We start from the raw sequence: 21,632 nt of genomic DNA, 5'->3' as shown, positions 1-21,632 counted from the left end.
CTGAGCTTATGCGGCCGCGGCTCTCGATAGGCCTGGCCGCTGGTCATCCGGGCGTTCTTGTTGGCGCCACAGCCGCGACTTTGGTGCTTCACCAGTATCCCACGACAGCTAGATGACAGTTTTCCGCGCCTAGTGTCCTCCACGCAGGGTGAAGAACCGCGAATGCGAACGCCGAGGGGGCGTCCTGCGTCACGAGGGGAGAGCTGGTGATGAAGACAACCAATCGCATGATGGCGAGCGCATCGGTGGCCGCGCTGTTGATCAGCCTGGGCGGCGTCGCTCACGCGCAGACCGTGCCGGCTGGGGATGGCGAAGCGCGCGCCAGCGCCGTGGAAGAGATCGTCGTCACCGGCTCGCGCATCCGCCGCGACGCCACCACGGTCGGCCCTCTGACCACGGTCGGCGCCGAAGAGATCGCCCAGGCCGCGCCCACCTCGGTCGGCGAAGTTCTGCAGAGCATGCCCAGCGTCGGCGTCAGCCTGAACTCCAACGGCACCCAAGGCACGTCCTACGGCGTCAGCTCGATCAATCTGCGCTATCTCGGCAGCGCCGAGGGCAGCGGCAACCGCACCCTGGTGCTGGTCGACGGCCATCGCTGGGTGAACGCGGTCGGCGGCCGCAGCTTCCGCGACTTCGTCGACCTGAACACCATCCCGCTCGGCATGATCGACCGCGTCGAGGTCCTGAAGGACGGCGCCTCGGCGATCTACGGAGCCGACGCCATCGCCGGCGTCGTCAACATCTTCACCAAGAAGTATGTCGACGGCTTCGAAGCCAATGTCCGCGCCGGGATCACCGACCGCGGCGACAACGAGAACCTGAGCGGCTACCTCAACTGGGGCAAGCGTTTCGACCGCGGCTCGGTGCTGGTCTCGGCGAGCTACAGCGACACGAAGGAAATCCTCACCTCGGACCGCGCGCTGACCGTTCGCGCCCTGACCCCGCTGACCGCGGCGCCGCCCAGCCCGCGCGGGCTCTATGCGCTGCCGGGCCTGGCCAACAACGCCTATTTCGGCACGGGCGCGGGCTTCGCCTCCAGCGCCAATCCGATCACCCGCCTGCCGGGCGTGACGAACATCGGCTCAGGCGCCTCGGCCGACAACAGTTTCCGCACGGCCAGCCTGCCGGCCGACGACTACAACCCGATCACCCAGGGCCTCTATTCGGTCGGCCCGAGCAAGCGGACCGGCATCTTCGGCCGCTTCACCTATGAGCTGACCGAGAACACCACCGGCCGCATCGAAGCCCTCTACAGCCACCGCACCTCCAGCCAGGTGTTCCGTCCGCCGCTGCTGGACGTGCGTGGCTCGAACGGGATCATCATCGCCCGCGACCAGGCCTATAATCCTTTCGGGACCGCCAACGGCGTGCCGCTGGCCAACGCACTCGCCTTCAGCGGCAACTCACTGCGCATCCAGCGCTATGCGCCGGAGATGGGCATGCTGGGCAGCTTCCAGGAGGTCGACACCGTCCGTATCGCCGGCGGCCTCGAAGGCCGCTTCGAACTGGCCGGCGAGTGGAAGTGGGACATGTTCGCGTCCTACTCCACCAACGAGGCGAAGTTCCGCAGCGAGGGCGGCGTCAACTACGAGAACGTGCTGCGCGCCCTGGGCTCTCCGGCGGTCTGCGCGGCCACGGCCGGCTGCACGCCGCTGAACATCTTCGGCGTGATCACCCCGGAAATGGCGGCCTATATCGGCAACACCTCCACCGACGAGAACGGTGCCAAGCAGTACGACTTCGCGGCCAACGTTTCGCGCGAGCTGTTCCAGCTTCCGGCCGGGACCATGGGTTTCGCGGCGGGCTACGAGTACCGCAAGGAGTCGGCCTACGACATCCCCGACGCCTTCGCCTCGTCGGAGTCGATCCTGCTGCCGCCGATCAGCGGTTCGGCCCAGTCGCCCACCGGCGGCACGCCGCGCACGGCGACCCGCGGCTCCTACGACCTGCATGAAGTCTATGCCGAGGTGAGCGCCCCGCTGCTGCGTGATCTGCCGGGCGTCTACCGCCTCGAGCTCGACGCGGCGGTTCGCTACTCGCACTATTCGACCGTCGGTGGGAAGGCGACCAGCAAGCTTGGCCTGTCCTATCGCCCGATCGAGGAGGTGCTGTTCCGCGGCACCTATTCCCAGGGCTTCCGGGCGCCGTCGATCCTGGAACTGTACCAGAGCTCGCGCGGCCAGAACTTCCCGGCCGTCGATCCCTGCAACGGCGGCGGCGCGGGCAAGCCCGGCTGCGCCGGCGTGCCGACCACCTACAACCAGTCGCAGTTCAACGGCGGCCTGATCGCCGGCGTCACCTCCGGCAACAAGGAGCTGGAGCCCGAAACCGCCGAGACCTACAGCTTCGGCGTGGTCCTGACCCCGTCGGCCATTCCGCGCTTCTCGCTGACCGTCGATTGGTTCCAGATCAAGGTCGACGACGCCATCGCCTCGCAGTCGGCGACCCAGGTGCTGGCCGCCTGCGCCAACACCCTGACCTTCTGCAATCTGGTCCAACGGGAATCGACGGGCGAGGTCTCGCGCCTGACCCAGGCCGTGGTGAACCTCTCCAGCATCGAAGTGGCCGGCGTCGACGCGGTCGCCCGCTACGGGATCTCCACCGACTGGGGCAATTTCCAGGGAACCCTGGACGTCTCCTACCTCGACAAGTACCGCACCTCGGTGCCGCAGCCCGACGGCTCCATCGTCGTCGACGACCGCACTGGCAAGTCGGACCTGCCCCGCTCGACCTTCCCGCGCTGGAAGGGCCAAGCCTCGGTCCGCTACACCAACGGCGACTTCGACGCCGGCTGGAAGACCCGCTACATCGGGTCGACCAAGGACATCCCGAACAACGCGGTCAACGGCGGCACGGTCAAGGCGATCTATTATCACGACGCCCAGGTCGGCTACACGATGCCCGACATCGACACCAACTTCACGCTGGGCATGGACAACGTCTTTGATCAGCAACCGCCAGCCTCGGCGGCGAACAACCCGATCAATTTCGACATCTACACCTACGACATCCGCGGCCGGTATCTGTACTTCCGCGTCTCGACCAAGTTCTAAGGAGCAAGCCGTCATGCCGGACGTCATGGGTGGCCCGATCAATCGCCGCGACCTGGGCGTCCGGTTCCTGCAACTGGCGGCGTTCCTCGCCCTGCCCTCGGCCGCCGCGGCGGCCGTGGATAAGGGCCAGTTCGACGTCGTCGTGCGCCGCGACGTGATGGTGGCCATGCGTGACGGCGTGCGCCTGGCCACCGACATCTACCTGCCCGCCCACGGCGCCGAACCGCTGGCCGGTCGCTTCCCGGTCATCCTGGAGCGCACCCCCTACGGCAAGTCGCAGGACGGTGTTCGTCACGCCAGCGCCGCCATCGCCAACATGCTGGCCAGCCACGGCTATGTGGTGGTTCACCAGGACTGCCGCGGCCGCGGCGGTTCGCAAGGCGAGTACGTCAAGTATCTGAGCGACGGCGCCGACGGCTACGACTGCTGCGCCTGGCTCATCGCCCAGCCCTGGTGCAACGGCAAGATCGGCGCCCAGGGCCTGTCCTACGGCGCCCACACGGTCGGCGCCCTGGCCAGCGCCAACGCGCCCGGCGTCTCAGCGCTGTTCATCGACTCCGGCGGTTTCTCCAACGCCTATCAGGGCGGCATTCGCCAGGGCGGCGCCTTCGAGCTGAAGCAGGCCACCTGGGCCTACAACGCCGCCTTCGAGGCCCCGGAGATCCGCGATGATCCGGCCAAGACCGCCGCGCTGAAGGCCGTCGACATCCGCGACTGGTTCGCCCGCATGCCCTGGTCGCGCGGCCACTCCCCGCTCAGCCTGGTTCCCGAGTACGAGGACTATGTCTTTGATCAGTGGGAAGCCGGCGACTTCAACGGCTTCTGGAAGCAGCTCGGCATCTACGCCGAAGGTTTCTACGACCAGTTCAGCGACGCGCCGATGACCTGGATGTCGTCCTGGTTCGACCCCTATCCGCGCACCGCCACCGACAACTACATCGCCCTGTCGAAGGCCAAACGCGGTCCGGTGCGGTTGATCCTCGGCCCCTGGACTCACGGTGACAACAACAAGACCTTCGCCGGCGACGTCGATTTCGGGCCGGGCTCGACCCTGTTCGGCAATCTCGCGCCCGACCTGACCACCATGCGCAAGCGCTGGTTCGACCGCTACCTGAAGGGTGAGGCCAACGGCGTCGACAAGGAACCGAAGGTTCGCATCTTCGTCATGGGCGGCGGATCCGGCGCCAAGAACGCCGAGGGCCGTATGGATCATGGCGGCCAGTGGCGCGCCGAGGCCGACTGGCCCCTGCCCGCCGCCCGCAACGCGATGTTCCACCTGCACGGCGACGGGACCCTCTCGGAGGCCGCCCCCGCCAAGGGCGCGAAGGCCCGGGCCTTCAAGTACGACCCCAAGCATCCCGTCCCGACCATCGGCGGCACGGTGACTTCGGGCAAACCGGTCATGGTCGGCGGCGCTTTCGATCAACGCGAAGGCCCCGACTTCTTCGGATCGCGCGCGCCCTATCGGCCGCTGGCGGAACGGCCTGACTTGCTGGTCTTCCAGACCCCGGCGCTGGACGACGACATGGAGATCACCGGCCCGATAGAAGCCGACCTGTGGATCGCCTCGGACTGCCCCGACACCGACTTCACGATCAAACTGATCGACGTCTATCCACCGAACAAGGACTATCCCGAAGGGTTCGCCATGAACCTGACGGACGGCATCCTGCGCTGTCGCTATCGCGACTCCTGGGAAGCTCCCAGCCTGATGACCCCGGGCAAGGCCTACAAGATCAAGATCGCCGCCTTCCCGACCTCGAACCTCTTCAAGCGCGGCCACCGGATCCGGCTGGACATCTCCTCCAGCAATTTCCCGCACTTCGACCTGAACCCGAACACCGGCGATCCCGAGGGTAAGTGGACAAAGAGCCGGGTGGCCACGAACAAGGTCTTCGTCGATGCGGCGCGAGCCTCCAGCGTGACCCTGCCGATCATCCGCCGAGTTTAGCCGTCTCGGCCCAGCGCCTTGTTCCAGTCACGCAAGAACCGGGCGCGCTTGATCTGGTCGAGATTGGCCAGTAGGCCAGGTCCCACCGGAATGGCCTGGATCTGATCGGGCCGCGGCGCCGGGACCCCGGAGTTGGGCATGTCGATGCGCACCGGCCCCATGCTGCGGGCCGCCAGCTGCTGCTGGCCGCGCCGCGACAGCAGATGATCGAGGAACAATCGCGCGGCATTGGGATTGCGCGCTTCCTTCGAGATGAACGCGATCCGCGACATCACCTGGGTGTAGTCGGCCGGGAACACGATCCCGATCGACGGATCGCGCTTGGCCCGCTCCAACACATACGAACCGATGACATTGTATGAGATCAGGTGTTCGCCGGCCGCCAGCTTATCGATCATCGCCAGGGTCGAGTCATAGAGCCTGGGCTCCACCGCGCCGAGCGCGCGGATGAGCTTCCAGGTGTCGCGGCTGACCCGCAGGTCCTGCGACAAGTAGAGGAACCCGACGCCGCTCTTGGCCGGATCGTAGGTCGCCACCTTGCCGCGATAGGCCTTGGGCTTGGTGCGCAGAAGACGCTCAAACGCCTCGTGGCTGCCGGGGACGTCCTTGGCCGCCATCAGCGCCTTGTTGTAGGCGAACACGATAGGCTCGGCGGTCACGCCCCAGCCCTCGTTCTTCCACACCGCCCAAGACGGCAGGTTCGGCTTTTCCGGTGAGCCGTAGGCCTGGGCGTAGCCGTCGTTGATCAGCTTGGCCTGCAGGTCCATCGCCGAGCTCCAGACGAGGTCGGCCGATGCGGGGCCCTTGGCGTTCTCGGCGATGAAACGGCGATAGAGATCCGAGGCGCTCAGCTCCTCATAGCGCACCCGGATGCGGGGATAGGCCAGGCGGAAGTCGTTCAGGGTCCCGGCCATGCTGGCGGTGTCGGTGTTGGCGTAGACGACCAGTCGGCCTTCCTTCTCCGCCGCGGCGATCAGGTTCTTGTACGAACGGGGATAGCCGGCCGGGGGCTTGGCCTCCGCGCGGGTCGCCGGGAGCTGCGGCGCCAACAGGCCGGCGGCCGCGACCAGGCCTCTGCGAGACAGCAACATGCCTCTTCTCCCCCCAGGACGATTGCGCGACGCCCCCCGATTGGCGAAAGATGCGCGCAACGAACAAGATAGAGAAAAATCGGAGGGAACGTTGCGTATTCTGGTGGTCGAGGACGATGCGGCCCTCGCCCGTGGGGTGATCGCGACGTTCAAGAAGGACGGCTACGCCGTCGACCATGTCGTCGAGGGCGAGGCCGCGCTCGATATCGAGGCGAGCGAGCCCTACAACACCATCGTCCTCGATGTGACCCTGCCGGGCCTGAGCGGCTTCGAGGTGCTGAAGAAGATTCGCGCCCGCGGCTCCAAGACCCCAATCCTGATGCTGACCGCCCGCGACACCGTGCAGGACCGCGTGACCGGCCTGGACCTCGGCGCCGACGACTACGTGTTGAAACCCTTTGACCCCATCGAACTGTCGGCGCGGGTCCGGGCCTTGATGCGGCGCGGATCAGGCGATCCGGCCCCTACTTTGACGCTCGGCGCGCTCAGCGTGGATCGCTCGGCCGGCGTCGCCCACCTCGACGGGCGAGCGCTCGATCTGCGTCGCCGCGAATGGGCCGTGCTGGAAGGCCTGGCCACCCGCGCCGGCAAGGTGGTCACCCGCGAGCGGCTCGAGAACGAGGTGTTCGGCTATGACGATCCGGTCGGCCCGAACGCGCTGGAGGTCTATGTCGGCCGCCTGCGCAAGAAGCTGGAAGCCACCGGTCCGCTGATCCGCACGATCCGCGGAGTCGGCTATATGATCGACTGTTCGTGACGCAGGACGTCGCCGGCGAAGCCCCTTCGCTGCTTGCACGTCTCCTGACCGTCATCGTCGGCCCGCTGGTCCTGCTGGCCGTGCTGCTGGCCGTCGGCAGCGGCGTGCTGATCCACAGCCTGACCCAGAAAACCAGCGACCGCGTGCTGCTCGGCTCCCTGACCGCCATCGCCGAAACCCTGGCGATCGAGGATGGCGAAATCACCCTGGACCTCCCGCCGGCGGCGTTCGGGATGCTCGAGGATTCCGAGCGCGACAACGTCTATTACAGCGTCCGCCACGGCGACGTCCTGCTGAGCGGCTACCGCGACCTTCCCGTCCCCGAGACCTCCGCCCTGGTGCTCGGCGAACCCCAGGTCCGGAACGCCAAGTTCCGCGGCATGACCGTACGCGTCGCCGCGGTCGCCAAGCGTATTCCCCGGGTGGCCGAGCCGGTCGTGGTCCAGGTCGCCGAGACCATGAAGGCCCGCAACAAGCTGCAACTTCGGCTGGCCGCCGTACTCGCCGCCCTGGTCGGCCTGCTGGTGGTGGGGGCGGCCTTCCTGGTGCCGCCCGCCGTGGCCTGGGGGCTCCGGCCGCTCGACCAGTTGCGGCGCGAGGTCGAGGGACGCTGGCTGTCGGGGCCGGTCGACCTGTCGCCCTTGTCCATCGAACGAACCCCGCGCGAGATCAGGCCGTTCGTCGGGGCCTTCAACGCCCTGCTCCACCAGCTGGAGAACTCCACCGCCGGCATGCGGCGCTTCACCTCCGACGCCTCGCACCAGATGCGCACGCCCTTGGCCGCCCTGCGCACCCACCTGGCCCTGGCGCGCCATGGATCGCCCACGCCGGCCGAGGCCCGTGCGGCGCTGGACGAGGTGGACGCCGCCGCCAGCCGTCTCGAACGCCTGCTCGCCCAGTTGCTCTTATTGGCGCGGGCGGAGGAACAGGGCCAAGGTCTGATCTGCACGCCCGTCGATCTGGCCCGTCTGGCGGCCGAGATCACCGGCGAACGAGCTCCCCAGGCGGTGGCCGCGGATGTCGACATCAGCTTCGAGGACGAGGCCCACGGCCAGATCCTGGCGCTGGCCGAGCCGTTCCTGCTGGGCGAAGTCCTCGCCAACCTGGTCGACAACGCGGTCGGCTACAATCGCCCCGGCGGCCGGGTCGTGGTCCGCGTGCGCCATGCCGACGGCAGGCCGATCCTGGAGGTCGAGGACGACGGCCCCGGCGTTCCAGACGACCAGCGGGCGGAGGTCTTCGAGCGTTTCGCCCGGCTGACCCGCGACGGGGCCCAGCCCGGGACGGGGCTGGGCCTGGCGATCGTCCAGACCCTGGCGCGACGATTGGAGGCTCGCGTCGCCATGGAGGACTCCCGGAACTTCGCCTCCGGTCTGCTGGTGACGGTGACGCTCCAGGGCGTCCCGGAGTCGGGCGTCCTCGCCGCCTCATGAGCGCCCAGCCGCGACAGTTCCGTGAAAGGTTGCGGCCCTATGGTTCTGCTCAAGCCCGCCCAGGCGCGGGCGCCCGCGCCGATCGCCCCACCGATTGAACGCCGAGGCGACTGCTCCCATTCGACCGTCGGATTGACCGCTGCATGATCACGTTCCTCGGCTTTGCGATGGTGGCCAGCTTCATGGTCCTGATCATGACCAAGCGGATGACGCCGCTGGTCGCGCTGATCGTCATCCCGGTGATCTTCGGCCTGTTCGCCGGCGAGGTGTCGGGCCTGGGTCCGATGATGCTGGAAGGGATCGGCAAGCTGGCTCCGACCGGCGTCATGCTGATGTTCGCCATCCTGTTCTTCGGGATCATGAACGACAGCGGGCTGTTCGATCCGATCGTCCGGCGCCTGGTGCGCCTGGTGCACGCCGATCCAGTCCGCATCTCGATCGGGACCGTTCTGCTGGCCGCCCTGGTCTCGCTGGATGGCGACGGATCGACCACCTACGTCATCACCACCGCGGCCCTGCTGCCGCTCTACAAGTGCATGGGCATGAGCCGCCTGAAACTGGTCTGCCTGCTGATGCTGACCAGCGGTGTCATGAACATCACCCCGTGGGGCGGCCCGACCGCCCGCGCCGCCAGTGCGCTGGGCGTCGATCCCTCCGACGTCTTCGTGCCGCTGATCCCGGCCATGATCGGCGGGCTGCTGTTCCTGGTCGGCCTGGCCTACATGTTCGGCCGCAGCGAGCGGGCCCGGATCGGCGACATCGTCGTCGACACCTCGGTCGAGGAGTTCATCGAGGTCTGCGTCTCCCAGAACGTTGAGGCGCGCCGCGAACACCTCATCTGGTTCAACGCCGCGCTCACCGCCGCGCTGCTGGTGCTGCTGGTGGTCGGGATCCTGCCGCTGCCGATCCTGATGATGCTGGCCTTCGCCATCGCCATGATCGTGAACTACCCGAACATCGCCGATCAGAAGACGCGGATCGCCGCCCACGCCGGCAACGTCCTGGCCGTGGTCTCGCTGATCTTCGCGGCCGGCATCTTCACCGGCATCCTGGGCGGCACCGGCATGGTCGACGCCATGTCCCGCAGCGTGGTGGCGATCATCCCGCCGGCCATGGGCCCCTACATGGCGCCGATCACCGCCGCGCTCAGCCTGCCCTTCACCTTCTTCATCTCCAACGACGCCTTCTACTTCGGCGTCCTGCCGATCCTGGCCGAGGCCGCCGGGCACTACGGGATCACGCCGGTGGAGATCGCCCGCGCCTCGTTGATGGGCCAGCCGTTCCACCTGCTCAGCCCGCTGGTGCCGTCCACCTACCTGCTGGTGACCCTGGCCGAGGTCGAACTGGCCGACCATCAGAAGTTCACCTTCAAATGGGCGATCGTCCTCGGCGTGGTGATGAGCGTCGTGGCCATCCTGACCCTGACCTTCCCCTTCGTACGTTGAGCCGAATGACCGGAGCCATCGCCCTTCGCAGCGCAAGAAAAGTCACGATCCACTGCCCGATCTCGGCCGAAACCCTGAAGCGGCTGGCGGGAGGCGACCTGGAAGCCATCGAGCGCGACGACGCCGCGGCCGCGATCCTGGCGGTCATTCGCGCGTCCGATCAGTTGGGCGATTTCGACCTGTATAGGGGCGTCTTCGAGGTCTCCTTCGGCTTGGAGGGGTTCACCTCGACTGAGCGCGCCAACCCGACATCGGGCCAGCCTGGCGAGCGCACGCTGTCGCCCACGGCCATCATCTCGACCTATGTCGACGCCGCCGTTTCCGACCCTGAGTTCGCCAAGGTGATCGACGCGCTGGTCTTGGCCCATCCCTGGGAGACGCCCGTCATCGAGGTCAGCGCGCCGATCCAACTCGTTTGCGACACCGCCGCCGGCCTATAGCGTCTGCATCCGCCGGAGGGACGCTGGTCGTTCGTTCAGCCCCCTGGGTCCTTCCCCGATGGGTCTTGAAGATGCGGGTCAGTGCGGGCCGCCACCAAACGCTTCAGGTCAACGACATGCCGCGCGGCCCAACCGACGCGCCGTCGGCCACGGCCGCGGCCAAGCAGCAATCAGATCGCGTTCGATTTCTGACGCGGAACGGGCTCCCATCCAGGTTCGAAATCCAGAGACCCAAGGCGGCGCGCTGAGCTGGGCGGCTCTCCAATATTCTTCTCGTCCGTCGCTGCCCTCCCGGCGATCATAGCTGCAGTTGAGCCGGACGAGCCAAATCCTAGTGTCGATGTGACACGCCATAGCCTAGCGGGATGGAACCTTCCCCTACGGTGGAGGTTTGGCTCTTATGTCCATTCTGATCCTCATCCTCGTCGTCGTCGTGCTCTTGGCGCTTGCCTTGTTCGCCGTGCAGAAGATGCCGATCCCGTCGCCACTGAATTGGATCATTCAGGTCGTCCTCATCGTCATCGCGATCGCGTTCATCGGCCAACGCGCCGGCGTGTTCTAGATCGCCGCCAAGGTCGAAAGGCCTATTTGAGCGCCGACGAGCCCCGGAGGGCCATCGCTTTTTGCGCGGCCACAAGGACGGTAACCGCCGATAAACTGGCGCCTCAAACCGCACCGGCGTTGAGCACGCCTATTCAGATCGTTTCAGCATCCGCCTCGCTGATAGGCGCCACTCTAGTCACGCACGCGCTCTGATGCGGTGAGCTCTGGCGATGATTCGGACGGCAGGACCTCGAATTTCCGGTCTGCGCGCCCATTCTGACCGAATATTTTCAGTCCGCTTTGGGGCAAATCTCGCCTCAATCGTGCTCACCACGGGGGCATGACAACGAGAATATGCCCTACCTCTTGTGCCCCATGTGTGCCCCATTCGCCAAACAGGCGTTGGGAAGAATCACTAAGTCATTGAAAACATTGGTGGCTGGGGGCGGGATCGAACCGCCGACCTGTGGGTTATGAATCCACCGCTCTAACCATCTGAGCTACCCAGCCGCCGGACCTTTCGGCGAGGCGCGGTTTATAGGGGGGCTTTTTCTGATCTTCAAGCGGCTTGGGTGCGGCGCAAAGCCCGGCTAGGTTCTGCCTCGCATGAGCGTCCTCCATCTCCTCGGAACTGCCGGCGAAGGCGGAGCGGAAACCTACTTCCTCGATCTGGTCGCGGCCCTTGCCGACGACGGGGTCAGGCAGGTCGCCGCGATCCGCACGAACGCCAATCGCGAGGCCGCCCTGGCCCGCATCGGCGTGCCGTCGGGGGTCTTCCGATTCGGCGGGCCGCTCGACATTCTCACCAAGCCAAAGCTGAAAGGGCTCGCCCAGAAGCATGACGTGAAGCTGGCCCTGGCCTGGATGAACCGGGCCGCGCGCCACACGCCAAGCGGCCCCTGGGCGCGGGTCGGACGGCTCGGCGGCTACTACAACCTCAAATACTACAAGGGTTTCGACCATCTGGTCGCCAACACCGAGGACATCGCCGACTGGGTAGTGAGCCAGGGCTGGCCGGCCGGCAAGGTGCGCCACATCCCCAATTTCGCCGCCGCGCCCGTCGACGCCGCGCCGACGGACCGGGCCAGCCTGAACACGCCGGAAGGCGTGCCGCTGCTGCTGGCCATGGGCCGCCTGCATGATTCGAAAGCCCATGACGTTTCGCTGACCGCGCTCGCCAAGATCCCCGACGCCCACCTGTGGATCGCCGGGGTCGGCGGGCTGGAGGCCAAGCTGCGCGCCATGGCTCATGTGCTGGGCGTGAGCGAGCGCGTGCGATTCTTGGGCTGGCGAACCGACCCCTCGGCGCTCTACCGGGCCGCCGACATCTGCGTTTTTCCATCGCGATACGAGCCGCTGGGCAATGTGGTCATCCAATCCTGGGCCCACGGACTGCCGGTTATCGCCGCCGCCAGCCAGGGACCGTCGGCCCTGATTCGCGACAACGAGGACGGCCTGCTGGTCCCGATCGACGACGCGCAGGCCCTGGCCGAAGGGGTCAATCGGCTGATCGCCGACCCGATATTGCGCGCCCGCCTGGTGCAACAGGGCGCCCAGCGGGTGGAGGCCGAGTTCTCCCCCACCGCCGTGGTCGCCCAGTGGCGCGAGCTGTTCGCCGACTTCGGAGCGCACTGATGTGCGGCATAGCCGGCCTGATCGGCCCGGGCGGCTCGGCCCGGCCCATGATCGAGGCCCTGACCCATCGCGGGCCGAACGGGGTCTTCGTCGAGGACGCGCCCGGCCGCTCGCTGGCCCACGCGCGGCTGTCGATCATCGACCTGGAGGGCGGCTGGCAGCCCCTGCACGGCGCCGGCTGCACGGTCATCGGCAATGGTGAGATCTACAACTATCTCGAACTGGCCGAGGAGTTCGGCCTGAAGGGCCAGCTGGCCACCGGCTCGGACTTCGAACCGCTGCTGCACATCTACGCCCAGGAGGGACCAGCCGCCTTCCAGCGCCTGCGCGGCATGTACGCCTTCTGCCTGATCGGCGCGGACGGGCGGACCTGGCTGGCGCGCGACCCGTTCGGCATCAAGCCGCTCTATGTGCTGGAACATGAGGGCACGGTAGCCTTCGCGTCCGAGCCCCGCGCCTTCCTGGCCGCCGGCTTGCTCGCGCCGGAGCTGTCGGAGGACCGCGCCCGCGAACTGCTGGCCTTCAACTACACCCTGACCGACGAGACGATCTTTGCGGGCCTGCGCCGCCTGGAGCCTGGCGAAATCGTCGAGGTGGTGGACGGTAAGCTGATCCCGCACGGCGTCAGGCCGGCGGTTCCGGCCAGGACCGCGCGCGGCGGCGACGAAGCGGCCCTGCTCTCGCGGCTGGACGCGGTGCTGGAGGACAGCGTCAAGGTCCACCAACGCTCCGACGTGCCCTATGGCCTGTTCCTGTCGGGCGGAATCGACTCGGCGACCATCGCCACCCTGATGTCGCGGCTGAACGCGCGGCCGGTCACGGCCTTCACCTGCGGGTTCGACGCGCCCGGCGCGCGTGACGAACGCGGCCAGGCCGAGCGGGTGGCCACGGCGCTGAACCTCGACTGGCGCGAGACCCGCTTCGACGAGGAAGACTTCTGGCGGATCCTGCCGCAGGTCGCCTGGGCGATGGACGACCCGACCGCCGACTACGCGACCCTGCCGACCTACAAGCTGGCCGAGGCCGCCAAGGGAACCCTGACCGTCGTGCTGACCGGCGAGGGCGGAGACGAGCTGTTCGGCGGCTATGGCCGCTATCGCCGGGCTCTGCGCCCCGCCTGGCTGGGCGGTCGGGCGGCCGAACCGCGCACGCCCGACGCGGCCGTCGTCGAGCGCTGGCGCCAGCAGGCCAAGGCGCCGGCCGGCCTGACCCGGCTGCAGCAGGCCCAATGGGCCGACATCGCCACCTGGCTGCCGAACGATCTGCTGACCAAGCTCGACCGCTGCCTGATGGCGCACGGGCTGGAAGGCCGCACCCCGTTCCTCGACGCCCAGGTCGCCGACTTCGCCTTCCCCCTGCCCGACCGCTTCAAGGTGCGCGGACGCTATGGGAAGTGGCTGCTGCGCAAATGGCTGGAGCGCGCCTGCCCCGCCGCCGAGCCCTGGGCGCGCAAGCAGGGCTTCACGGTCCCGGTCGACGCCTGGATCGCGCCCCGCGCCGCCGAAATCGGCCGCCGGATCGGCCAGGTCGCCGCCGTCCGCCGGGTTCTTGACCCCGATTCCGCAGCAGCGGCCTTCACAGCGCAGAATAGCGTTCGCTGGCCGTTGCTCTTCTTCGCCGTGTGGTCGCTCATCCACCTCGAAGGCGCCTCTCCGAACGAGGCGATCGTCGCCGTGGCCGGCTGAACCCGCTCGACCCCGGAGACCTTCACATGCGACGCCTCTTGCTCATCGCGGCCGCCACCCTCGCCGCGCCTACAAGCAGGCCTTCGTCGGTCAGATCCGCGCCGAGCTGAACGAGCGCATCGGCGACCTGATCGTCGGGCCGGACGGCGCGCTCTATGTGGCCACCGACAGCCCCAAGGGGCGGGTCTTGAGGATCACGCCGAAAACCTGACGCCGCCTTGCGGTCGCGACAAACCTCGAACACTGGTTATCGAGACCGTTCGGCCCTACCTGCACCTGAAGCTTCACCACCGGAGACACCGATGCGCCGCCTCTTGCTCACCACCGCCCTAGCAGCCCTGGTCGCAGCCTGCGGGGGCGCCGAAGGTCAAGCCGAGACCCCGGCCGCATCGTCGCGCTCGCCTGTCGAGACCAAGGCCGCCAACGCCCCGGACCAGAAGCCCGCGGTAGCCGGCCAGACCCGCGCGCCGGCCGCGGCCTCCAACGTCGCCTATCAGGTCCAGACGATCGCCGAGGGGCTGAACAAGCCCTGGGGCCTGGCCTTCCTGCCTGACGGGCGCCTGTTGATCACCGAGCGGCCGACCGGCCAGCTCCGCATCCTCGGAACCGACGGCAAGCTGTCGGAGCCGGTCGCCGGCCTGCCGGCCGTGGACGGCCGCGGCCAGGGCGGGCTGCTGGGCCTCGCGGTCGATCCGAAATTCGCGCAGACCGGCCTGATCTACTGGAGCTATTCCGAGCCCCAGGCCGACGGGACCAACAACACCGCCACGGCTCGCGGGAAGCTGACGGACGGCAAGGTCGAGAACGTCCAGGTGATCTTCCACCAGGCGCCGTCGCTCGCCTCCACCCTGCACTATGGCGGGCGGCTGGTGTTCGCCCGGGACGGCACGCTGTTCATCACCACCGGCGAGCGCTCGATCCTGCCCGGCCGCGTCCAGGCCCAGCAACTGGACGGCACGTTGGGCAAGGTGGTCCGCATCAACACCGACGGCTCGGTCCCCAAGGACAACCCCTTCGTCGGCAAGGCCGGCGTGAAGCCTGAGATCTGGTCCTACGGCCACCGCAACATCCAGGCCGCCGCCATCGATCCCAAGACCGGCAAGCTGTGGGAGGTCGAACACGGCGCGCGGGGCGGCGATGAGCTGAACCAGCCGCAAAAGGGCAAGAACTACGGCTGGCCGACCATCACCTACGGCATCGAGTATTCCGGCAAGCCGATCGGCGAGGGGATCACCGCCAAGGCGGGCCTGGAACAGCCGGTCTATTACTGGGACCCGGTGATTGGCCCCTCGGGCATGGCCTTCTATGGCGCAAGCCTGTTCCCAGCCTGGAAGGACAGCGTCTTCGTGGGCTCGCTGGCCCAGAAGCACCTGGCTCGACTGGTGCTGAAGAACGGCAAGGTGGTCGGCGAGGAGCGCCTGCTGACCGACCAGAACGAACGCATCCGCGACGTCATCGTCGGCCCCGATGGCGCGCTCTACGTGGCGACGGACAACGAAAAGGGCCGCGTGCTGAAGATCACGCCGAAGGGGTAACCACCACCATCGTCATCCTCCGGTCGCCTGAAAGGCGGTCCGGGGGACGGCCTATCGTGTTCTGCAACTCAGCTTGGGTCCCCCGGATCAGCCTGCGGCTGACCGGAGGATGACGAGCGATAGCTAAAGCCCCAGCCGCCCCGCCACCTCTTCGCCGATCGCCAGCGAGGAGGTCAGGCCGGGGCTCTCGATCCCGAACAGGGTGACGAGGCCCGCCATCCCATGCGCCTGCGGCCCGTCGATCCGGAAATCCGGCTGCGGCTCGCCCGGTCCATGCAGCTTGGGCCGGATGCCGGCGTAGTCAGGCGCCAGCGCGCCATCCGGCAGGCCCGGCCAGAACTTGCGGATATAGCGGTAGAACTCGCCCGCCCGCGCCGGATCGACGCTGTAGTCGATCTCGTCCACGAACTGCAGGTCGGGCCCGAACACCGCCTGCCCGCCGAGATCGCGGCGATAGTGGGTGCCCAACGCGCCCGGGATCGGCGGCGGATAGATCAGCCGCGCGAACGGCGCCTTGCCGCTGAGGCGGAAATAGACACCCTTGCCGTAGTGCACTGGCGGGATGGTCTCCTTCGGGAAGCCTTCGATTTCCGCGGCGACTGCCTGGGCCGACAGACCCGGCGCCGTCACCAGGATGCGGGCGGTCAGCGTCGTCGGCTCCGCGCCGCCGGCGCGAATTGAAAAGCCGCCGCCGTCCAACGGCGTCGCGCCTTCAAAGGGCGTTGCGGTCACCACCGCGCCGCCGGCGGCCTCGATCTCGCCCTGCAGGGCCAGCATGTAGCCGTGGCTGTCGAACACCCCGCTCTGCGGCGAGATCAGCGCGCCTTCACAGGCGAGCTCCGGCTCCATGGCCAGGGCCTGAGCCTTGGAGAGCCGCGCCATACCCTCAACGTCGTTGGTCTGGGCCTGCTCGAGAATCCCGTCGAGGCGGCCGACCTCCTCGGCGTTGGTCGCCACCACCAGCTTGCCGCAGCGGTCGTAGGCGACCTTATGGCTGTCGAGGAACGCGTAGAGCGCGCGCCGCCCTGTCACGCAGAGCCGCGCCTTCAGCGAACCGGTCGGATAGTAGAGCCCGCCATGGATCACCTCGGAGTTCCGCGCCGAAACGCCCTCTCCGATGATCGGTCCAGCCTCCAGCACCGCCACGACCAGCCCGCGCTTGGACAGCGCATACCCGCAGGCCAGGCCGACAGCCCCGGCCCCCACCACCACCGCGTCGAAATCGAAATCCGCCATGTCTCCTGGCGTAGCCGAACGCCGTCGGTATGCAAACCGCCAACGCCCCTCTAGCTTGACTGCAACAACCAGGGCGGGAAGCGACCATGATGCTGAAGATGAAACTGGCGATGGCGGCCATGACCGCGGCGCTGCTGCCGGCCGCAGCCTTGGCGCAGGAAACCCCGCCACCGATCGGCGCTTCGGTCCTGATGTGGTCGCCGGACCAGCAGAAGGACGGCTACAAGGCCATGGAGAAGCTGGCCGCGCACAAGGTCGTGGCGCGCGGCGCCAAGGTCTTCCCCCTGCCCGCTGGCAAGACCATCGATCCGAAGGTGAGCATCGGCGGCAAGGAGATGAGCGTCGAGGCCTATATGGCCGCCTATCGGGTCTCGGGTCTGCTGGTCATCAAGGACGGCAAGGTCATCCTGGAGCGTTATGGCCTGGAGCGCGGGCCAAACGACCGCTGGACCTCGTTCTCGGTGGCCAAGTCGATGACCTCGACCCTGGTCGGCGCGGCGATCCAGGACGGCTACATCAAGAGCCTGAACGATCCGGTGACCACCTATATCCCCGAGCTTAAGGGCGGCGGATACGATGGCGTGACGGTCGGCCAGTTGATCACCATGACCTCCGGCGTGAAGTGGAACGAGGACTATACCGACCTCAATTCCGACGTCGCCAAGGTCGGGCTGTCGGTGATCGAGCCGGGGGTCAATCCGGTGGTCAGCTACATGCGCCGACTGCCGCGCGACGTGACGCCGGGAACCAAGTTCAACTACTCGACCGGCGAGACCGACCTGGTCGGGGTGCTGGTCTCCAACGCCGTGCGCAAACCGCTGGCGCAATACCTGTCGGAGAAGATCTGGGCGCCGTTCGGCATGGAGCAGGACGCCATCTGGGTCGAGGACGTGGCCGGCCACGAACGCGGCGGCTGCTGCATGTCGATGACCCTGCGCGACTACGGCCGGATCGGCATGTTCATCCTCGGCGGCGGCAAGGCGGGCGGCAAGCAGGTGGTCCCGGCGAGCTGGACCAAGGAGGCCACCGCCTCTCACATCCCTGTCGATCCGGCCCATCCCGAGGCTGGCGGCTATGGCTATTTCTGGTGGGTGAACCCCAAGGCCAAGTCCTATGAGGCGCTGGGCATCTTCGGCCAGTCGATCACCACCTTCCCGCAAGACAAGCTGGTGATCGCCATCAATTCGGCCTGGCCGGCCGCCGACACGCCCGAACTGAACGCGGCGCGCGACAGCCTGACCGCCGCCATCCGTACGGCGGCGGTCAAATAGGCATGGTCTGCGGCGGCCCTAGGCCGCCGTCTCCCACTGCTTCCAGAGCTTGGCCTCGTCGGCCTTGGCCACCTTCACCGAGGCGTCCTTGACGTGGCCAAAGCCGCGGATCCCCTGCGGGACCGCCGCGATCCTGGTCGCCAAGGGTAGGTTCTCGGCGGTCAGGCCGGCCAGCACCTTGTCGAGGCCCGCCTCGTACTGCGCGATCAGACCACGCTCCATCTTCCGCTCCTCGGTGTAGCCGAAGATGTCGAGGGAGGTGCCGCGCAGGCCCTTCATCCTGGCCATGATCGGGAAGGCGGCGTCCAGCATCCAGCCGCCGAACTCGATCTTCTTCGGCTTGCCGTTGGCGTCCTTGGGAGCAAGCAGCGGCGGGGCGAGCCAGACCTTGGTCTTGCCGCCCTTGAAGGTCCCGTTGCGTTCGGCGGCGAAGCGGCCGTCGGTATAGAGGCGGGCGACCTCGTATTCGTCCTTGTAGGCCATCAGCTTGTAGAGGTTGGTCGCCACCGCGCGGGTCAGGGTTTCCGAGCCAAAAATCGCCTCGGCTGAGGCGGCCTTCGCCACCTTATCCAGATAGCGCTGGGCGTAGGCGGCGTTCTGGTAAGCGGTGAGCTCGCGGCCGCGATGGGCGATCAGCTCGGCCAGCGGCATGGTCTCGGGCGTCGGCACGTCGGCCTCGGCCGGCCCACGCTGCGAAGGATCGTGCGCGACCTTGCGACCCAGTTCGAAGGCCTGGAGATTGGCCTCGGCCTGGACGCCGTTCAGGCGGATGGCCCGATAGACAGCGCGGCTGGAGAGCGGGACCAGCCCCTTCTGCCAGGCGAAGCCGACCATGATCATGTTGGCGTAGATCGCGTCGCCGAAGTTGATCTCGGCCAGGTGGTGCGCCGGGCATTCGTCATAGGACTTGCTGGCCGCCTTGATCCGGCGGGCCATCGAGCCGGCGTCGAAGCGCACGTCGCGGTCGGTGACGAAGTCGGCCGTGGGCGCGAAGTCCTCGTTGCCCACCGCCACGGTGCGATCCTTGGCGTAGAGCGCCAGGGCGTCGGCGCCGGCCGCCGAGAGGATGTCGCAGGCGATCAGCACATGGGCCGAGGCCGCCGGCACCCGGCCGCCGACCACGGTGTCCTCGGTCTCGCCGATGCGGACGTGGGAGAAGACCGCCCCGCCCTTTTGGGCCAGGCCCGTCATGTCCACCACCGACGAGGCGCGGCCGTCCACATGGGCGGCCATGGCCAGGATCGAGGCGACCGTGGTCACGCCGGTCCCGCCGATGCCGGTGAACAGGATGTTGCGCACGCCAACCAGCGGTTCAAACGTCGGCAGCGGGGTGGAGTCCGCGGTCAACGCCGGCATCGCCTTGGCGTGGGCGTTCTCGCCGCCTTCGATGGTGACGAAGGACGGGCAGAAGCCGTCGAGGCAGGAATAGTCGGTGTTGCAGCTCGACTGGTTGATCCGCCGCTTGCGGCCGAACTCAGTGTTCAGCGGCTCGATGGAGACGCAGTTCGACTTCTTGGAGCAGTCGCCGCAGCCCTCGCAGACCAGCGGATTGATGAACACCCGCTTGGTCGCGGTCTCCATCTTGCCGCGCTTGCGGCGACGGCGCTTCTCGGTGGCGCAGACCTGGTCATAGAGCATGACCGTGGTGCCGGGGGTGTCGCGCAGTTCCTTCTGCACGGTGATCAGATCAGAACGCGGCCTGACTTCGACGCCGGGCGCCAGATCACGAACGCCGTCGTAGCGGCTGGGGTCGTCGGCGACGATCACCGTCTTGGCCACGCCTTCGGAGGCGAGCTGGCGGGTGATCTGGGCTGGCGTGAAGCCGCTTTCGGCCGCCTGGCCGCCGGTCATGGCGACGGCGTCGTTGAACAGCAGCTTGTAGGTGACGTGGCTCTCGGCCGCGACCGAGGCCCGGATCGCCAGCGAACCGGAGTGGTTGTAGGTGCCGTCGCCCAGGTTCACGAACACATGCGGTTCGGTGGTGAAGGGCGCGGCCCCCACCCAGCTCAGCCCCTCACCGCCCATGTGGCTGTTCAGGTCGGTCTGCGGATCGGAGAAGCTGGCCATGTAGTGGCAGCCGATCCCGGCCAGGGCGCGCGAGCCGTCCGGCAGGCGGGTCGAGGAGTTGTGCGGGCAGCCCGAGCAGAAGAACGGCTTGCGCTGCTGTTCGGCCGCCAGGGTGACGGCGGCCATGGAGGCGGCCGAGACGCGGGAAAGATAGTCATGGACCCGCTCCATATGCGGACCGGGGGGAAGTCGGTCGGCGATGGCCAAGGCCACCTCGGCCACCGACAACGAGCCCAGCTCCGAGAGCAGCGGATGGCCCTGCTCGTCGGTCTTGCCGACAATCTTGGGCCGGGCGTGAGCGGGCAAGTCGTAGAGGGCGGCGCGGGCCTGAACCTCGATCAGCGGGCGCTTGTGCTCGATGACCATCAAGGTCTCGAGGCCGGCGGCGAACGAACGCAGGCCGGTCGGCTCCAGCGGCCAGGGCATGCCGACCTTGTAGATGGCGACGCCGAGGTCTGAGGCTTCCTTGGCCGAGATGCCCATGGCGGCCAGGGCTTCGATCACGTCCTTATAGGCCTGGCCCTGGCAGACGATGCCGAGGCGCGGACGGCCAGCGCCCAGCATCACCCGGTCGATCTTGTTGGCGCGGGCGAAGGCCAGGGCGGCGGGGATCTTGAAGCTGCGGAGCCGCCGTTCCTTGTCGAGCGGCTGGTCCTTGAGCCGGATGCCCAGGCCGCCGGCCGGAATATTGAAATTGGTCGGGACGACGATCTGGTGGCGGTCGATGGAGACATCGATGGTCACGCCGCTGTCCATGGTGTCGGCCAGCGCGATCAGGCCGACCCAGAGGCCGGAGAACCGCGACATGGCGATGCCCATCAGGCCGTAGTCCAGCACCTCCTGCACGTCGGCCGGCGACAGCACCGGCATCTCGAAGTCCTGGAACGCGAATTCCGACTGCGACGGCAGGGTGGAGGATTTGCAGTTGTGGTCGTCGCCGGCCACGGCCAGGACGCCGCCCTTGGCCCAGGTCCCGGCAAAATTGGCGTGCTTGAAGGCGTCGCCCGTTCGGTCGACGCCGGGGGCCTTGCCGTACCACATGCCGGTCACGCCATCGAACTTGGCGCCCGGGAAGAGGTTGGCTTGTTGGCTGCCCCAGACGGCGGTGGCCGCGAGGTCTTCGTTCAGGCCTTCCTTGAAGACGACCTGCGCCTGCTCAAGGAATTTCTCGGCGCGATGGGCCTGTTGATCCAGGCCGCCGAGCGGGGAACCACGATAACCCGAGACAAAACCAGCGGTGTTGAGGCCGGCCGCCTGATCAAGGCGGTGCTGATCCATCATCACCCGGAGCAGCGCCTGCACCCCGGTGATGAAGACTCGACCTTCCGTGAGCAGGAACTTGTCGTCGAGCGTCACATCCACGTGCCGCATAGCAATATCTTTCCTTTTTAGCTCCCTAATGGCTATAGAAGATCATATAAGCACGATGGAATTGCTTGCCAAAGACGTGCCCCTCCAAGGGCATTTCGGGGCAAGAATGACGCTCATAA

General features: G+C 67.4%; 14 protein-coding genes and 1 tRNA gene. 11 read left to right on the top strand and 4 right to left on the bottom strand.

Going from position 1 to position 21,632, the window contains the following annotated elements; genetic code table 11:
- Positions 1–209 precede the first annotated feature (209 nt).
- Together ASE02_RS03430 and ASE02_RS03425 are read left to right on the top strand one after the other, a co-directional pair.
- Positions 210–3,053, top strand: a complete 2,844-nt coding sequence (locus ASE02_RS03430; RefSeq protein WP_056731156.1) for a TonB-dependent receptor — start codon at positions 210–212, stop codon at positions 3,051–3,053.
- 13 nt (positions 3,054–3,066) lie between these two features.
- Entirely contained in the window at positions 3,067–5,004 is a 1,938-nt protein-coding gene (locus tag ASE02_RS03425; RefSeq protein ID WP_235536591.1) for a CocE/NonD family hydrolase, read from the top strand.
- On the opposite strand, the gene ASE02_RS03420 is transcribed toward ASE02_RS03425, so the two are convergent.
- Complete coding sequence (locus ASE02_RS03420) at positions 5,001–6,095, bottom strand: ABC transporter substrate-binding protein (protein ID WP_056731153.1); 1,095 nt, start codon at positions 6,093–6,095, stop codon at positions 5,001–5,003. The genes ASE02_RS03425 and ASE02_RS03420 overlap by 4 nt on opposite strands.
- A gap of 91 nt (positions 6,096–6,186) precedes the next feature.
- Between ASE02_RS03420 and ASE02_RS03415 the strand changes: the two genes are divergently transcribed.
- From ASE02_RS03415 to ASE02_RS22620, 5 genes are all read left to right on the top strand, one after another.
- Positions 6,187–6,852: a response regulator transcription factor gene (locus tag ASE02_RS03415; protein WP_056731152.1), complete on the top strand. Its 666-nt coding sequence runs from the start codon at positions 6,187–6,189 to the stop codon at positions 6,850–6,852.
- Positions 6,849–8,285 (top strand): sensor histidine kinase, encoded by a 1,437-nt coding sequence (locus ASE02_RS03410; RefSeq protein WP_200957602.1) that lies wholly within the window; start codon positions 6,849–6,851, stop codon positions 8,283–8,285. The genes ASE02_RS03415 and ASE02_RS03410 overlap by 4 nt, the downstream gene beginning before the upstream one ends.
- A gap of 143 nt (positions 8,286–8,428) precedes the next feature.
- Positions 8,429–9,730, top strand: coding sequence for a CitMHS family transporter (locus ASE02_RS03405; RefSeq protein WP_056731148.1), 1,302 nt, complete (start codon positions 8,429–8,431; stop codon positions 9,728–9,730).
- A gap of 5 nt (positions 9,731–9,735) precedes the next feature.
- A complete protein-coding gene (locus ASE02_RS03400; RefSeq protein WP_056731146.1) occupies positions 9,736–10,170 on the top strand; it encodes a hypothetical protein in 435 nt (144 codons plus the stop codon).
- A 400-nt stretch (positions 10,171–10,570) separates the two neighbouring features.
- The gene (locus ASE02_RS22620) at positions 10,571–10,732 is read left to right on the top strand and encodes a hypothetical protein (RefSeq protein WP_200957601.1); all 162 of its coding nucleotides are present in this window, start codon (positions 10,571–10,573) and stop codon (positions 10,730–10,732) included.
- Positions 10,733–11,146: 414 nt separating this feature from the next.
- On the opposite strand, the gene ASE02_RS03395 is transcribed toward ASE02_RS22620, so the two are convergent.
- Positions 11,147–11,223, bottom strand: a tRNA-Met gene (locus tag ASE02_RS03395).
- A 96-nt stretch (positions 11,224–11,319) separates the two neighbouring features.
- Between ASE02_RS03395 and ASE02_RS03390 the strand changes: the two genes are divergently transcribed.
- The 3 genes from ASE02_RS03390 (at position 11,320) to ASE02_RS03375 (ending at position 15,568) form a co-directional block, all read left to right on the top strand.
- The gene (locus ASE02_RS03390) at positions 11,320–12,348 is read left to right on the top strand and encodes a glycosyltransferase (RefSeq protein WP_056731143.1); all 1,029 of its coding nucleotides are present in this window, start codon (positions 11,320–11,322) and stop codon (positions 12,346–12,348) included.
- Positions 12,348–14,033: an asparagine synthase (glutamine-hydrolyzing) gene (asnB, locus tag ASE02_RS03385; protein ID WP_056731142.1), complete on the top strand. Its 1,686-nt coding sequence runs from the start codon at positions 12,348–12,350 to the stop codon at positions 14,031–14,033. Before ASE02_RS03390 ends, asnB begins: the two co-directional genes overlap by 1 nt.
- Before the next feature lie 302 nt (positions 14,034–14,335).
- Complete coding sequence (locus ASE02_RS03375; protein ID WP_056731138.1) at positions 14,336–15,568, top strand: PQQ-dependent sugar dehydrogenase; 1,233 nt, start codon at positions 14,336–14,338, stop codon at positions 15,566–15,568.
- Positions 15,569–15,691: 123 nt separating this feature from the next.
- Here ASE02_RS03375 and ASE02_RS03370 read toward each other — a convergent pair whose 3' ends face one another.
- Entirely contained in the window at positions 15,692–16,804 is a 1,113-nt protein-coding gene (locus ASE02_RS03370; RefSeq protein ID WP_056731136.1) for an NAD(P)/FAD-dependent oxidoreductase, read from the bottom strand.
- 86 nt (positions 16,805–16,890) lie between these two features.
- Here ASE02_RS03370 and ASE02_RS03365 point away from each other — a divergent pair, with 86 nt between their 5' ends.
- Positions 16,891–18,075 (top strand): serine hydrolase, encoded by a 1,185-nt coding sequence (locus tag ASE02_RS03365; protein WP_235536589.1) that lies wholly within the window; start codon positions 16,891–16,893, stop codon positions 18,073–18,075.
- An 18-nt stretch (positions 18,076–18,093) separates the two neighbouring features.
- On the opposite strand, the gene ASE02_RS03360 is transcribed toward ASE02_RS03365, so the two are convergent.
- The gene (locus tag ASE02_RS03360) at positions 18,094–21,513 is read right to left on the bottom strand and encodes an indolepyruvate ferredoxin oxidoreductase family protein (protein WP_056731134.1); all 3,420 of its coding nucleotides are present in this window, start codon (positions 21,511–21,513) and stop codon (positions 18,094–18,096) included.
- Between the last annotated feature and the right edge of the window lie 119 nt (positions 21,514–21,632).

It is taken from the genome of Phenylobacterium sp. Root700 (genome assembly GCF_001429025.1).
Lineage (GTDB): Bacteria > Pseudomonadota > Alphaproteobacteria > Caulobacterales > Caulobacteraceae > Phenylobacterium.
Note: the sequence above shows the minus strand (reverse complement) of the source record. Positions and strands in the feature narration are given on the sequence as shown.

Coding starts and splice junctions, on each gene's coding strand:
- ASE02_RS03370 (WP_056731136.1), bottom strand. CDS start 16,804: ATGGCGGATTTCGATTTCGACGCGGTGGTGGTGGGGGCCGGGGCTGTC.
- ASE02_RS03365 (WP_235536589.1), top strand. CDS start 16,891: ATGATGCTGAAGATGAAACTGGCGATGGCGGCCATGACCGCGGCGCTG.
- ASE02_RS03425 (WP_235536591.1), top strand. CDS start 3,067: ATGCCGGACGTCATGGGTGGCCCGATCAATCGCCGCGACCTGGGCGTC.
- ASE02_RS03400 (WP_056731146.1), top strand. CDS start 9,736: ATGACCGGAGCCATCGCCCTTCGCAGCGCAAGAAAAGTCACGATCCAC.
- ASE02_RS03375 (WP_056731138.1), top strand. CDS start 14,336: ATGCGCCGCCTCTTGCTCACCACCGCCCTAGCAGCCCTGGTCGCAGCC.
- ASE02_RS03420 (WP_056731153.1), bottom strand. CDS start 6,095: ATGTTGCTGTCTCGCAGAGGCCTGGTCGCGGCCGCCGGCCTGTTGGCG.
- ASE02_RS03405 (WP_056731148.1), top strand. CDS start 8,429: ATGATCACGTTCCTCGGCTTTGCGATGGTGGCCAGCTTCATGGTCCTG.
- ASE02_RS03430 (WP_056731156.1), top strand. CDS start 210: ATGAAGACAACCAATCGCATGATGGCGAGCGCATCGGTGGCCGCGCTG.
- ASE02_RS22620 (WP_200957601.1), top strand. CDS start 10,571: ATGTCCATTCTGATCCTCATCCTCGTCGTCGTCGTGCTCTTGGCGCTT.
- asnB (WP_056731142.1), top strand. CDS start 12,348: ATGTGCGGCATAGCCGGCCTGATCGGCCCGGGCGGCTCGGCCCGGCCC.
- ASE02_RS03390 (WP_056731143.1), top strand. CDS start 11,320: ATGAGCGTCCTCCATCTCCTCGGAACTGCCGGCGAAGGCGGAGCGGAA.
- ASE02_RS03360 (WP_056731134.1), bottom strand. CDS start 21,513: ATGCGGCACGTGGATGTGACGCTCGACGACAAGTTCCTGCTCACGGAA.